The following is a 13,834-nucleotide window of genomic DNA, read 5'->3' as shown; positions in this document are numbered from 1 at the left end:
TCGCAACAATCAACCGGACTGTGGTCCGATTAATTCCGCCTGAGTTAAAGTGCAGTTGTGGCAGCCACTGACCGCCCGCCGCTCGCGCGTATCGACCCGGCGCCACCAGAACGCGGCGATGCCGCCCGAAACCGCGTGCTGATCCTCGATGCCGCGCGCCGCCTGATCGCCGAACGCGGACCCGACGCGGTCAGCACCGACGATATCGCGGTCGCCGCCGGCGTCGGGAAAGGAACCGTCTTCCGCAGGTTCGGCAGCCGGGCGGGGCTGATGATGGTCCTGCTCGACGAAGACGAGACCGCCGAACAGAACGCCTTCATGTTCGGTCCGCCGCCGCTCGGCCCCGGCGCACCCCCGCTGGAACGCCTGCTGGCCTATGGCGAGGACCGGCTTCGGTTCGTGCACTGCCACCAGGCCCTGCTCTCGGATGCCATCCGCGACCCCGCCCTGCGCTACACCGGCCCGTTCGCGCTGCATCGCACACACATCCGGATGCTGCTCGAAACCGCGGAGACCACCGGCAATCTCGACGCCCAGGCCGATGCCCTGCTGGCACTGCTGGACCCCGACTACGTGGCACACCAACTCGGCCTCGGCCGCAGCCTCGACGAGCTCTCGACGGCCTGGCAGGACACCGCCCGCAAGCTGTGCGGTCACTAGTGCCATGACCGCCTGGGTGCTGCATGTCGACCTGGACCAGTTCCTGGCCTCGGTGGAGCTGCGGCGCCATCCCGAACTGGAAGGCCTGCCGGTCATCGTCGGCGGCAGCGGTGACCCCACCGAGCCCCGCAAAGTGGTCACCTGCGCGTCGTATCAGGCCCGCGAGTTCGGCGTACATGCCGGCATGCCGTTGCGCACCGCGGCACGCAAGTGCCCCGAGGCGACCTTCCTACCGTCGGATCCGGACGCCTACGACGCGGCCTCGGACCAGGTGATGGGTCTGCTGCGTGATCTCGGCCATCCCCTGGAGGTGTGGGGCTGGGATGAGGCCTATCTGGGCGCGGAGGTCAACGATCCGGTCGAGCTGGCCGAGCGCATCCGCACCGTCATCGCCGCCGAGACGGGGCTGTCCTGCTCGGTGGGTATCAGTGACAACAAGCAGCGGGCCAAGGTGGCGACGGGGCTGGCGAAACCCGCAGGTGTGTACCTGCTCACCGAAGCCAACTGGATGTCGGTGATGGGTGACCGTCCCACCGATGCGCTGTGGGGCATCGGACCCAAGACCACCCAAAAGCTTGCCGCACTGGGGATCACCACGGTGGCCGACCTTGCGTCAACCGATGCCGCCGTGCTCACGGCCGCCTTCGGGCCGAGCACCGGGCTGTGGATCCTGTTGCTGGCCAAAGGCGGCGGTGACACCGAGGTGAGTTCCGAGCCGTGGATCCCCCGCTCACGCAGCCACGTCATCACGTTCCCGCAAGACCTCACCGAGCGCACCGAGATGGACGACGCGATCCGCGAGCTCACCCGGCGGACCCTCGACGAGGTGGCCGAGCAGGGCCGCATCGTCACCCGGGTGGCGGTCACGGTACGCACCAGCACCTTCTACACCCGCACCAAGATCCGCAAGCTCGGCACACCCGGCACCGACGCCGGCGTCATCACCGACACCGCGCTGGCGGTGTTCGATCAATTCGACCTCGACCGGCCGATCCGGCTGTTGGGTGTGCGTCTGGAGTTGGCCATGAACGGGCTTCCCGCTGCCCCGAGTGTCGGGACCCACAAATAACCTCGACCCCATGCTGCAGACCATCGCGATTCGGGGCTACCGCTCACTGCGGGAGGTGATCCTGCCGCTGGCCAACCTCACCGTGGTCACCGGCGCCAACGGCACCGGCAAGTCGTCCATCTATCGCGCACTGCGACTGCTGGCCGACTGCGGACGAGGCCAGGTGATCGGGTCACTGGCCCGCGAAGGCGGCCTGCAGTCAGTGCTGTGGGCGGGGCCTGAGCAGCCGTCCGAGTACGCCCAGGGCACGACCCGAAACCGTCCGGTGTCTCTCGAACTCGGCTTCACCGCCGACGATTTCGGTTATCTGGTCGATCTGGGTCTGCCGCAGATGGCCGGGTCGGGCGGCGAACCGTCGGCGTTCGCGCTCGACCCGGAGATCAAGCGCGAGGTGGTGTTCGCCGGGCCGGTGCTGCGTCCCGCCTCGGCACTGGTGCGCCGCACCCGCGAATACGCCGAGGTGGCTTCGCACACCGGCAGAGGCTTCGAGGAGCTCACCCGCTCGCTGCCCAGCTACCACAGCGTGCTGGCCGAGTACGCCCATCCGCACGCCCTTCCGGAACTGTCGGCGGTGTCGCAGCGATTGCGCAACTGGCGGTTCTACGACGGTTTCCGGGTCGACGCCGGGGCCCCGGCCCGCCAACCCCACGTCGGCACCCGCACCCCCGTGCTCTCCGATGACGGCTCCGATCTGGCCGCGGCGATCCAGACGATCGTCGAGACGACCTTCGATGACCTGGCCCGAGCAGTGGCCGAGGCGTTCGAAGGCGCCACGATCTCGGTGGCGGTCAATGACGGGCTCTTCGATCTGCAGCTGCGCCAGCAGGGCATGCTCAGGCCGTTGCGCGCCGCCGAACTATCCGATGGCACACTGCGTTTCCTGCTGTGGGCGACGGCGCTGGCCAGTCCTCGGCCACCGTCGCTGATGGTGCTGAACGAGCCGGAGACGTCACTGCACCCCGATCTGGTCCGCCCATTGGCCACCCTCATTCGCACCGCAGCGACGAAGACGCAGGTCGTGGTGGTGACCCACTCGCGTGCACTGCTGGACTTCCTGGAGACCACCCCGGTCGGCGACGAAGAGCGCGGCGCCGCGATCGAGGTGGAGCTCTACAAACAGTGGGGGGAGACGAAGGTGCAGGGGCTCGGCAGCCTCAACACCCCATCGTGGCACTGGGGAAAACGTTAGCGCTGCACGGTTTTTGGCCGCAGTGCCCGGCTGAAGATCACGTTGACCTGACGCATCGCCACGCTGTAGGGCCACCACGCCACCCGCTTGAAGGTGTACAGCGCGCGGATGTCGGCGGAGGTGTAGATCAGGAAGCGGTTGCGCTGCACCCCGGCCAGGATCTTGTCGGCGGCCTTCTCCGGGGAGATGGCGTGCCCGGCGAAGCGGTCCACCCACTTCTGCACATTCGGATCGTCGCGGTCCACGCCGGCGATCTGAACCGTCTGTACCAGACCGGTTTTCACGGCGCCCGGCACCACCACCGACACCCCGATACGGTGCCGGGCCAGGTCGAAGCGCAGCACTTCGCTGAGCCCGCGCAGCCCGTACTTGCTGGCACTGTAGGCGCTGTGCCACGGCAGTGCGACGATGCCCGCGGCCGAGGACACGTTCACCAGGTGCCCGCCACGGCGGGCCGCCACCATCGGCGGCACGAAGGTCTCGATCACATGGATCGGGCCCATCAAGTTGACGTCGATCATCGACCGCCAATGTTGGTGGGTGAGTTTGTCGACGGTTCCCCAGGCCGACACCCCGGCGATGTTCATCACCACATCCATCGAGGAATGCGTGGCATGGATGTCGGCGGCGAAAGCTGCCACCTGGTCGTAATCAGCGATGTCCAGCGCCCGGTGTGCGGGCACCTCGGCGCCGAGTGCCTTGGCGTCGGCCACCGTCTGGGCCAGTCCGACTTCGTCCCGGTCGGTCAGATACAGCTCAGCGCCCTGGGCCGCCAGCGTGAGGGCGGTGGCCCGGCCGATGCCGCTGGCCGCGCCGGTGATCAGACACTTCTTACCCGCAAAGCCCGCCCGACCGTTACCCGCGGTATCACTCCCCATGGCGCTGACCTTACCTGTGAAGCTAGCCGTCCTGGCCACCCCACAGTGCGTTGAGCCACAGTCGCTCCACCACGTCGAGCGCCCGCGCCGGATCGGTGACCCGCCCGACGAAGGCGGAGTCGTGCGACAGCGTCATCGCCGTCGTCGCCACCAACGTGCGGACCAACGCGGGCAGATCGTCGGAGATCGGGTGGGCGCCGTGATCCTGCTCGATGAGCCCGACGATCTTGTCGATCACGGCGTCCTCGAAGTCGTTCATCAGATCGCGGATCTGGGCGTCGGTGTTCTGCGCGATGGTGCAGGCCGCCATGATCGGGTCGTTGGTGGCGAACACGGTGGCCGCGCTGCCGACCATCCTCTTGGCGAAGGCGGGGGGTGTCTCGTCGACCTCACGGGGTGCGTAGTTGTGTGTGAGCGCGGCCAGTTCTTCCATCGCGTCGGCCAGGATCACGGCCAGTACGGCGTACTTGGAGTCGAAGTAGAAGTAGAAACCCGACCGGGCCACCCCGGCGCGCTCGCTGATGGTGCTCACCGACAGATCGGCGAACGATTCCTCTTCGAGCAGTTCCCGCACAGCCGTCACGATGGCCTCGCGTTGCCGGTCCCCCCGGCTGAGACGAGCCTGCGGACGCCCGGTGGAGCTGCTGTTGCTCCCCGGTATCGAATCGGCGGTCATGGCATTAGACCTTTGCACTCGCGACGCGCCAGATCAAAACTTGACATGCGTCAAGTCTGGCAGTCAGGATGGCCTCAAGTGGTGACATCGACCACATCTCGTCAGCCTCTGAACGGTCAGGAGCGGCCCATGGCAACCATCAGCACCCCGAACTACCTGCTGGACCAGGCAAGGCGTCGGTTCACGCCGACGCCCAACACGCTGCCCGGCATGGGTGCGCTGGAAAAGCGCCTCAAGGCCAAGCAGTGGGACGAGTTCGTGTTGGCCGAACCACCGGCCGGCAGCGGACTCAAGCCGATCTTCGGCGACTCCGGTTTGCCGATCATCGGTCACATGATCGAGATCTTCCGCGGCGGGCCCGAGTTCGTCCTGGAGATGTACCGCAAGCACGGGCCGATGTACTTCATCGAGTCGCCGGCACTGTCGTCGGTGATGGCGCTCGGCCCCGATGCCACCCAGGCGGTGTTCTCCAACCGCAACAAGGACTTCTCGCAACGCGCGTGGGACCCGGTGATCGGGCCGTTCTTCGAGGGTGGCCTGATGCTGCTCGACTTCGATGAGCACATGTTCCACCGCAGGATCATGCAGGAGGCGTTCACCCGCACGCGGCTGAGCGGTTACATCTCGCACATCGATTCGGTGGCGTCGGCGGTGCTGGCCAACGACTGGGTCGCCAACGACCCGCGCTTCCTGCTGCACCCGGCGATGAAGGAGCTCACCCTCGACATCGCGTCGGAGGTGTTCATGGGTGTGCCGGCCGGTACTGACCGCGCTCTTGTCACCACCGTCAACAACGCGTTCACCACCACCACCCGGGCCGGCAACGCGATCGTGCGCACGCCGGTACCGCCGCTGAAGTGGTGGCGCGGCATCCAGGCCCGCAAGACCCTCGAGGAATACTTCGCCAGCCGGATCAGCGAGAAGCGGCGCTCCGAGAGCACCGACATGTTCAGCGTGCTGTGTCACTCCGCCGACGAGGACGGGCAGAGCTTCACCGATGACCAGATCATCAGCCACATGATCTTCCTGATGATGGCCGCCCACGACACGTCCACCTCGACGATGACGACGATGGCCTATCACCTGGCGGCCAACCCGGAATGGCAGGAACGGCTGCGCGACGATTCCGCCCGGATCGGCGACGGGCCGCTGGACTTCGAGGCGCTGGACAAGCTGGAAACCTACGACCTGGTGATCAACGAGGCACTGCGAATGATGACGCCGCTGCCGTTCAACTTCCGCCAGGCCGTGCGCGATACCGATCTGCTCGGCTACTTCATCCCGGCCGGGATGAGCGTGGTGACGTGGCCGTCGATCAACCACCTGCTGCCCGAGCTGTGGACGGACCCGGAGAAGTTCGACCCGGACCGTTTCGCCGAACCGCGCAGTGAGCACAAGCGCCACCGTTACGCGTTCGCCCCGTTCGGCGGGGGTGCGCACAAGTGCATCGGCATGGTGTTCGGCCAGTTGGAGATCAAGACCGTGATGCACCGGCTGCTGCGTCGCTACAAGCTGGAGCTGGCCAGCCCGGATTACTGGCCGCATTATGACTACGGCGGCATGCCGGTGCCGATCGACGGCATGCCGATCGTGCTGCGCCCCTTGGGTTGAGCTGCCGTCAGTCGGTCGATGCGGCGGCCTTGCTCCTCGCGGCCTTGTGACTGGTCGCCTTGTTCTTCGCGGTCTGGTCCTTCGCGGTCTGGTCCTTCGCCGGACCGAACTTGGTCCCGACCCGTGACCGCGTGGCAACCTTGTGAGCTGAGTGTGCCGAGCTTCGGCCCGGCCGGCGGTCTGATGCCTCGGTCATCGCGTCGACCCCGGCAACAACCGTCCGTTCGCCCTTGCGCCCCACCGGATTGCTGTGACGATGGTCGGTGCCGCGCACGACCTGGGCGCGGGTCGGCCTCGCCTCATCCTGTACGGCCACGCGACGCGCGGTCGGCAGCTCGGCCGGCGCGCCGGCATCGTCGGCCTGCGGGGTCGGCGCGACCGCCCCGCGCGTCGCCTCCGCAGGCGCACCGGCCTGGCCCTCCGGGGCACCGGGCAGATCGGGCAACGAGATCCCGAAGGTGTTCTCGATCGTGGTCTTGACGGTGTCCCACGACCCTTCCTTCAGGAAGCCACCGAGCACGTTCTCGATGACCGCCAGGGTGGCGTTCTCGGTATCCGGGTCGTCAGCCGACGGCGGTTCCTTGAGTCCCAGCGCAATCTGGGCACCTTCGGTCAGCGCCTTCTGCAATTCGGGCATCGCAGCGGCGACCTGTGCGGGTGGCGGCGCGAGCGCGAGTCGCTTGGTTTCCCAGGGCTTCGTGTCGCGGTCGTAGCCGAGGTCGATGAGCACTTTCAGCGTGGGCTCGACAGCGTCGAGAATCCGGATGGGCACACCGATGTCGTAGAGCGGTTGCAGCAGCGCCAGGTGTCGCGCGGAGATCGTGATGTAGCGATTTCCGTTGTCGTCGTAGCCGTCGAACACCACCGAGTCGGTGTCGGTGGTGTTGGGGTCCAACCCGAAGTAGAAGCTGTGCTGGTAAAAGAAGCCGAGCACGCCGTTGGCGAACGACAGCGGATTCAGATAGGCCGGCGCATCGGAGGCCAGGTCGTATTCCCAGCTGATGTCGGTGATCTGATAGTCGGTGTGGGGGCTGCTGCCGCCGAACGTCACCCCGGCGATGGGCAGCGTGAACGCCGGAAACCGGGCCAGGATCCCGCCGTTGGGCCGATTGGGGTTACCCATCACCAGGAAGCTGACCTCGTCGGGTTTGAGCGCATTCGAGTCGCCGGCATCAAGCTGCGCCTGCAGCGCCTGTATTTCCTTCAGGACGACATCGGCGCTCGATGAGTAGCCGACCACGACGACACGTGCCTCCCCGTCTGGTTCGTCGCCGTCCTCCTTCGCCTTCTCGGCGGCCAGCGCCTGACGTAGCTGGCGGTCCAGGCTGTCGACACCGTCGGCCTGCTGGCGATCGAAGTCCGAGGCCGGCGTCCAGGCGGTCGCGTTCCACGTGGCGATCTGGAACTGGTCGCCCGTGCAATCCGCCCCCGTCGCGCACAGCCCGTAGTTCGCATCCCCCGGATTGATGTATCCGTCGAGCTCGTTCTGCATCAGCAGCCCGGTGCCGTTGCCATTGCCGCCCATCGCCAGGATCGTCTTGGCCAGCAACTCGGCGGACCGGTTGCTCGGCACCACCCAGAGTTGTGTCGCCGTGACCGCCGCCACCGTGCAGCTCGCCGCGGCAGCCGCCACGAGCGCCCATCCCGATCTCACCAGAGTCCCTCCCCATCTGCCCCGCCCCGGCGGACAGCCTACGGAGACGCTACTTCCCGGCCCGCACCGAGGCGGGTGGTTCGCTCAGGCCGCCGCCATCAGCCGGTTGGCGCAGGCGATCACCGCCCGCAGCGCCGACTGTTCGGGGTCGCCGGCCAGCCCCATCGCCCATTCACTGCGCAAGCCGTCGCAGCCTTCGATGAAGGTGGCGGTCTGGCCGTCTGTCGGCAATTGGTGGAAGGACACCGTTTCGACCGTGATCCCGCATGCGTGGAGCATCTCGGTCAGGGCGGCGATGGGTCCGCTGGCGGCGGCGCTCGATGTGTTGATCGTGTCGCCCACGGCCAACGTGGCCTGGTAGTGCCGGACCTGGGGGCCCAACCTGGCCGCCGGACGATTGGCGTCGGTGCAGGTCCACTGGCCCAATCGGACGGGCCCCGGGGCAGCGGTGTACTCGCCGAGGAACTGTTCCCAGGATGCCGACTCGCCGACAGCGCGCAGGGCGCGGGGCAGCGGCGTGGCGAAGTGAGCCGCGAACGACGTCGGATTACCCGGGTGCGGTGCTGGTGAAGTGTGGTTCATGTGCCGGCCGTCTCTTGCTCAGAGGAAGTGACCGACGAAGTAGCGAACGACCCACAGCGAGGGGTCGGTCTGATCAGACCCCGCTGCGGGTTGCTACTACGAGTCGCCTTGGCACGTTGGCGATGCTAGACGCAGCCCGGCAGGTCGCGCAAACGCTCTGACTCCGTAGTCTCTGCGAGGTGGAAGCGTCATGACCGTCGGCGAGGTCATCCTGCTTGTGGTGGCCGGGATCGGCGGGGGGCTCACCGGCAGCATCGCCGGCCTGGCCTCGGTGGCCACCTATCCGGCGTTGCTGCTGATCGGCCTGCCCCCGGTCACCGCGAACGTGACCAACACCGTGGCGCTGGTGTTCAACGGTGTCGGTTCGATCCTCGGGTCACGCCCCGAGCTCGCCGGACAGCGGGCCTGGATCAAACGCGTCATCCCCATCGCGGTGGCCGGTGGGGCGGCGGGCGCGGCCCTGCTGCTGTGTACGCCGGCGGAGGGCTTCGAGCGGGTGGTGCCGGTGCTGCTGGCGTTCGCGGCGTTGGCGATCCTGCTCCCGCGCCGGGCTCAGCAGTCCGCCCGGGTGGCCGATCATCGTGCGCATCGGATCAAGGCCGCCGTGGAGGCCGGCGCCATCTTCCTGATCACCATCTACGGGGGCTATTTCGGTGCCGCCGCCGGGGTGCTACTCCTGGCTCTGCTGCTGCGGAGCGGTGGTGCGACGCTGGCGCATGCCAACGCCGCCAAGAATGTGATCCTCGGCGTGGCCAATGCGGTGGCAGCGGTGGCGTTCATGGTCGTCGCCCCGGTGTACTGGCCGGCGGTGCTGCCCTTGGGCCTCGGGTGCCTGATCGGTTCACGTCTGGGCCCGGTGATCGTGCGGCATGCGCCGGCCACTCCGCTGCGATGGCTGATCGGCGCGGCCGGCGTCGCCCTGGCCGTCAAGCTCGCCCTCGACACGTACTGATTTCCCCGGCGAGCAGTCGCTCCGGCACCCGAAAACACCCCAATCGGGGGGCCGGAGCGTCTGCTCGCAGGCTAGTCGAACGGGTTGTCGCCCTTGGTGACCCGGATCCCCAATGCGACGAGATTCTCCGCCGACGCGTGCAACTGCTCACCTGCTTCGCGGCTGGCCCGGCCGGCCAGGTACCGCGACCAGGTGCCCTCGATGACGATGCCGAGTTTGAAACAGGCCAGCGCCACATACCAATCCAGCCGGTCGGTCCGCCGGCCGCCCGCCGCGCGATAGGCCTCGATGAGTTCGCCGCGGCGGGCCAGTCCACCGAGCGCGGCCAGGGCCGAGCCCGCGTTGATCGGGTTGGGGTCGTCGGGCCAGCAGACCAGCATCCACCCGAGGTCGAGCAACGGATCGCCGACGGTGCACATCTCCCAGTCGATGAATGCCGCCAGTTCCGGTGTGTCCCAACACAACAGCACATTGTTCAGGTGGGCGTCGCCGTGCATGATGCCCGGCTGCGCATCCGGCGGACGGTTGTCGGCCAACCACTGCGCCAACTCCCCCACCCCGGTCAGCGACTCGGGCGAATAGTGCTCGTGGCGGTAGCTGTCGAGCAGCCCGAGGAATTGCGGAACTTGGCGGTCCAGAAAAGATCCAGGCCGGCGGATGGCGGCCAGTTCGCTGTCCTCCCACGCCACGTTGCCCAACTGGGCCAGGCTGCCCGCGTACGACAGCCCGACTCGGTGGCGCAGTCCGGCATCGGCCACATACGCCGGGCTCACCTCGGTGCCCGGGTTGAATCCGTCGACCTCCTCCATCAGGTAGAACACCACGCCGATCACCTCGAGGTCGGTGCAGGCCGCGATGAAAGCCGGGTGCGGCACGCCGGAGCCGGCCAGGGTGCGCAGCACCGCGATCTCACGCAGCATGGTCTTGTCGCTGGTCGGTCGCGGGTGTAAAGGTGGACGCCGCAACACCATTCGGCGTCCGTCGACGCTCATGCCCACCACGATGTTCTGGGTCCCACCGGTCAGCGGCGCCACATCGGTCAGGGTGGTCCCGATCCCCTGGGCCCGTAGCCAGCTACCGATGGCCTCCTGGTCGCCGGCGCTGAGTGTGGGCAACTGGGCTGCGTCGTCGGACATGCAGCCATCGTGCCAGTTGCCCGGTCAGCTCAACGCTTCTTCGCCACGGTCAGCAGGTATTCCCACGGCATCGAGGATCGGGTGCGGTACCGGTCGCCGAGCGCGGCGATCTCGGCGTCCAGCGCCGCGACCCGCTCACCGTCGGCCGCAATCGCCCGGTACGCCGAGATCGTGGGGCCGTAGGTGGCCTTGAAGTGGTCGCGGAACTCCGCGCCATCGGCATACGCGTAGACGTCGAGTTCGCGCCGCTCACAGGTGCAGTCACCGACCCGGTCGCCCAACAGTGCCCGCAGGTAATCCTCGTCGCCCCACAGCGGCGGCGGGGAGGTCCCCGGCGGCGGTGCGGGCACATACGGCTTCATCGTGGCGAACAGTTGCCCGATGAAACCCGTTGGGGTCCAAGAGATCAGTCCGATCCAGCCACCGGGGCGGGTGACCCGCAGGAGTTCGTCGGCGGCGCGCCGGTGGTGGGGGGCGAACATCACCCCGATGCAGGACAGCACCGCGTCGAACGAGTCGTCGGGGTAGGGCAGCGTTTCGGCGTTGGCCTCGGTCCAGTCGATGCTCAGACCGGCTTCCGCGCTCCGCCGGCGGCCCTGGTCGACCAGTTCCGGGCACAGGTCGCCGGCGCACACCCGCGCCCCGGCCGCCGCGGCCGGGATGGCGACGTTGCCCGTCCCGGCCGCCACATCCAGCACCCCGTCACCGGGCCCGATCCCGACTGCCTCGACCAGCACCGGTCCGAGCGGGTGCACGATGGTCGCGGCGATCTCCGCGTAGTCACCCAGCGCCCACAGCGCCCGGTGTTTGGCCTCAAGTTCACCGTCAGCAGTCGTGACGTTCATGGCATCGCTCCTTTGCTAGGACTCCATCGTCGATCGGGGCGGCCGGCCGTTCCAGTACCGGATCTGTACTGGCTTCGACGCCCCGGGCGCGGTGTACTTGGGAGACTGCGGGCACTGCTAGAGAGGTAGATCGCCGATGTCGACATATGGCCAGTTCTGTCCCGTGGCCAAGGCCATGGAGCTGCTCGACGAACGCTGGACCCTGCTGGTGGTCCGGGAACTGCTGCGCGGCAGTGCACACTTCAACGATCTGCGGCGCGGGCTCCCCAAGATGTCACCGGCGCTGCTGTCCAAGCGGCTGAAGTCGCTGAGCCGGGCCGGGGTGATCGAGCGTTCCGAAATCGACGGGCGGACAAGCTATTCCCTCACCGCCTGCGGCCAGGAGCTGGCCGGCGTGGTCGATGCGCTGGGTACGTGGGGCGTGCGCTGGATTGGCGAACTCGGCGAGCAGGATCTCGATCCGCACCTGCTGATGTGGGACATGCGCCGCACTGTTCCGCTGCAGAACTGGCCGGGTTCGCGCACCACCGTGGCGTTCATCCTCGACGGCGTGGCGGCCAAGGCGTCGCGGTGGTGGCTGGTGGTGGCCGACGGGCAGGCCGATGTCTGCGATTTCGATCCGGGTCATGAGGTGGCCGGCACCGTTTCGACCAGCCTGCGCACGTTGACCGAGATCTGGCGCGGTGATGTCAGTTGGGCACGGGCCCTGCTCGACGGCAGCGTCGCGCTGTCGGGTTCGGCCGAGGTGCGGCGGGCCATCCCGAAATGGCTGGGACAGAGCACCGCAGCCGCCATCCCCCGCCCGGCCTGATCGACAAATCAGTCCAGGATGCGGCGGGCGACGTTGGTGGTGACCAGGTCGAGGAGTTCGTCGGCGCGCCCGGCCATGATGGTGCGGATCGCATACAGCGAGAAGCCCTTGGCTTGCTCGACGGTGATTGCCGGCGGGATCGACATCTCCTGGCGCGCAGTGAGGACGTCGACGACCGCGGGTCCGTCGTGGGCGAACGCGTCGGCGATGGCGCGCTCGAGATCTGCCGGCTCGGTGACCCTGCGGCCGAACATGCCCATGGACTGGGCCACCGCGGCGAAGTCGGGGTTCACCAGATCGGTGCCGAACGTGACGATGCCCGCGGCTTTCATCTCCAGCTCAACGAAGTTCAGCGAGGAATTGTTGAACACGATGACTTTGACCGGCAATCGATTCTGGATCAGGGTCACCAGCTCACCGAAGAGCATGGTCAGGCCGCCGTCACCGGCCAGCGCGACCACCTGCCGGCCTCCGAACGCCGTCTGCGCACCGATCGCGTGCGGCAGCGCGTTGGCCATGGTGCCGTGGTTGAACGACCCGACCAGCCGGCGCCGCCCGTTCATGGTCAGATACCGCGCCGCCCACACCACCGGGGAGCCGACGTCGCAGGTGAAGACCGCGTCGTCGGTGGCAAGCCGGTTGGCAAGTCCGGCAACGTATTCCGGTCGGATCGGGGTCTTGTCCCGATCGTTGACCGCCAACGAGTCCAGTGTCGAGCGGGTCTTGGCGTAGTGCCGCAGTGACCGATCCAGATGCTCGCGGTCGGTCTTGGCCTTCAGTAAGGGCTGCAGCGCGGCCAGGGTGTCGCGGACACTGCCACGCAGACCCAGGTCGATCGGGACTCGCCGGCCGAGGTTACGTCCGCGGATATCGACCTGGACGATGGTGGCGCCTTCGGGAAGGAATTGCTGGTAGGGGAAGTCGGTGCCCAACATCAGCAGGGTGTCGGCTTCCTTGATGGCCTTGTACCCGGAGGCGAAGCCGAGCAGCCCCGTCATCCCGACGTCGTAGGGGTTGTCGTACTCGATGAATTCCTTGCCGCGCAACGCATGTACGACCGGCGCCTGCAGGGTCGAGGCCAATTCGACCAGGGCGTCGTGCGCACCGGCGACGCCGGCCCCACCCAGAATGGTGACGCGCTGGGCCGCATTGAGGATGTCAGCGGCGCGGCGCACCGACTCGTCGTCGGGACGCACGATCGACCGGGTCGGTCGCACCGGCCGGGCGGCCCACCCGGTCTCGACAGCGCGCTGCAGGAAGATCTCGCCGGGCACGACGACGACGGCGACGCCGTTCTCCTCGACGGCCGCTCGCATGGCCATCTCCAGGATGCGGGGCGCCATCTCGGGGGTGCTCACGAGTTCGCAGTACACACTGCACTCGCGGAACAGTTCCTGCGGATGGGTTTCCTGGAAGTACTCCGACCCGATCTCGGCGCGTGGAATGTGGGCGGCGATGGCCAGCACCGGAACTCGGCTGCGATGCGCGTCGAACAGCCCGTTGATCAGGTGCAGGTTGCCCGGGCCGCAACTGCCCGCGCACACGGCCAGCTGGCCGGTCAGCGCGGCGTCGGCGGCCGCGGCGAATCCGGCGGTCTCCTCGTGACGGACGTGTTCCCAGGTGATCTCGCCGTTGCGGCGGATGGCGTCGGTGAATCCGTTGAGACTGTCGCCCGGGAGTCCGTAGACCCGCTGTACGCCACTGAGTGACAGTACCGAGATGACCTGGTCCGCAATGGTCGCCATGCACGCCTCCCCGTATGCGATCTAGG

General features: G+C 67.6%; 13 protein-coding genes. 6 read left to right on the top strand and 7 right to left on the bottom strand.

Annotated elements, in window-relative coordinates; genetic code table 11:
• The first annotated feature begins 57 nt into the window (after nucleotides 1-57).
• Genes FR943_RS10810 through FR943_RS10800 form a run of 3 tightly spaced genes read left to right on the top strand, consistent with a single transcriptional unit; the run spans nucleotide 58 to nucleotide 2,918 of the window.
• Complete coding sequence (locus tag FR943_RS10810) at nucleotides 58-660, top strand: TetR/AcrR family transcriptional regulator (protein WP_217156812.1); 603 nt, start codon at nucleotides 58-60, stop codon at nucleotides 658-660.
• A 4-nt stretch (nucleotides 661-664) separates the two neighbouring features.
• Nucleotides 665-1,729 carry a DNA polymerase IV gene (locus FR943_RS10805; protein WP_217156810.1) on the top strand — a complete coding sequence of 355 codons (1,065 nt, stop codon included), beginning with the start codon at nucleotides 665-667 and terminating at the stop codon, nucleotides 1,727-1,729.
• Nucleotides 1,730-1,739: 10 nt separating this feature from the next.
• Nucleotides 1,740-2,918, top strand: coding sequence for an AAA family ATPase (locus FR943_RS10800; protein WP_217156808.1), 1,179 nt, complete (start codon nucleotides 1,740-1,742; stop codon nucleotides 2,916-2,918).
• Here the strand turns inward: FR943_RS10800 and FR943_RS10795 are convergent.
• Together FR943_RS10795 and FR943_RS10790 are read right to left on the bottom strand one after the other, a co-directional pair.
• Nucleotides 2,915-3,796, bottom strand: a complete 882-nt coding sequence (locus FR943_RS10795; RefSeq protein ID WP_217156807.1) for an SDR family oxidoreductase — start codon at nucleotides 3,794-3,796, stop codon at nucleotides 2,915-2,917. The two genes, FR943_RS10800 and FR943_RS10795, sit on opposite strands and share 4 nt — an antisense overlap.
• Nucleotides 3,797-3,818: 22 nt before the next feature.
• Nucleotides 3,819-4,472: a TetR/AcrR family transcriptional regulator gene (locus tag FR943_RS10790; RefSeq protein ID WP_217156806.1), complete on the bottom strand. Its 654-nt coding sequence runs from the start codon at nucleotides 4,470-4,472 to the stop codon at nucleotides 3,819-3,821.
• Nucleotides 4,473-4,601: 129 nt separating this feature from the next.
• On the opposite strand from FR943_RS10790, the gene FR943_RS10785 reads away from it, so the two are divergent.
• Complete coding sequence (locus tag FR943_RS10785) at nucleotides 4,602-6,083, top strand: cytochrome P450 (protein WP_217156805.1); 1,482 nt, start codon at nucleotides 4,602-4,604, stop codon at nucleotides 6,081-6,083.
• 7 nt (nucleotides 6,084-6,090) lie between these two features.
• On the opposite strand, the gene FR943_RS10780 is transcribed toward FR943_RS10785, so the two are convergent.
• Nucleotides 6,091-7,737 (bottom strand): PE-PPE domain-containing protein, encoded by a 1,647-nt coding sequence (locus tag FR943_RS10780; RefSeq protein WP_217156803.1) that lies wholly within the window; start codon nucleotides 7,735-7,737, stop codon nucleotides 6,091-6,093.
• 84 nt (nucleotides 7,738-7,821) lie between these two features.
• Nucleotides 7,822-8,319 (bottom strand): 2-isopropylmalate synthase, encoded by a 498-nt coding sequence (locus FR943_RS10775; protein ID WP_217156802.1) that lies wholly within the window; start codon nucleotides 8,317-8,319, stop codon nucleotides 7,822-7,824.
• A 190-nt stretch (nucleotides 8,320-8,509) separates the two neighbouring features.
• On the opposite strand from FR943_RS10775, the gene FR943_RS10770 reads away from it, so the two are divergent.
• The gene (locus FR943_RS10770) at nucleotides 8,510-9,271 is read left to right on the top strand and encodes a sulfite exporter TauE/SafE family protein (protein WP_217156801.1); all 762 of its coding nucleotides are present in this window, start codon (nucleotides 8,510-8,512) and stop codon (nucleotides 9,269-9,271) included.
• Nucleotides 9,272-9,342: 71 nt separating this feature from the next.
• On the opposite strand, the gene FR943_RS10765 is transcribed toward FR943_RS10770, so the two are convergent.
• Entirely contained in the window at nucleotides 9,343-10,407 is a 1,065-nt protein-coding gene (locus tag FR943_RS10765; RefSeq protein ID WP_217156799.1) for a phosphotransferase family protein, read from the bottom strand.
• Nucleotides 10,408-10,436: 29 nt separating this feature from the next.
• Complete coding sequence (locus tag FR943_RS10760; RefSeq protein WP_217156797.1) at nucleotides 10,437-11,252, bottom strand: class I SAM-dependent methyltransferase; 816 nt, start codon at nucleotides 11,250-11,252, stop codon at nucleotides 10,437-10,439.
• 136 nt (nucleotides 11,253-11,388) lie between these two features.
• Here FR943_RS10760 and FR943_RS10755 point away from each other — a divergent pair, with 136 nt between their 5' ends.
• Complete coding sequence (locus FR943_RS10755; protein WP_217156795.1) at nucleotides 11,389-12,063, top strand: winged helix-turn-helix transcriptional regulator; 675 nt, start codon at nucleotides 11,389-11,391, stop codon at nucleotides 12,061-12,063.
• An 8-nt stretch (nucleotides 12,064-12,071) separates the two neighbouring features.
• Here FR943_RS10755 and poxB read toward each other — a convergent pair whose 3' ends face one another.
• Complete coding sequence (poxB, locus tag FR943_RS10750) at nucleotides 12,072-13,808, bottom strand: ubiquinone-dependent pyruvate dehydrogenase (RefSeq protein WP_217156788.1); 1,737 nt, start codon at nucleotides 13,806-13,808, stop codon at nucleotides 12,072-12,074.
• Nucleotides 13,809-13,834 lie beyond the last annotated feature (26 nt).

This window comes from [Mycobacterium] fortunisiensis (assembly GCF_019050325.1).
Taxonomy (GTDB): Bacteria; Actinomycetota; Actinomycetes; order Mycobacteriales; family Mycobacteriaceae; genus Mycobacterium; species Mycobacterium fortunisiensis.
Note: the sequence above shows the minus strand (reverse complement) of the source record. Positions and strands in the feature narration are given on the sequence as shown.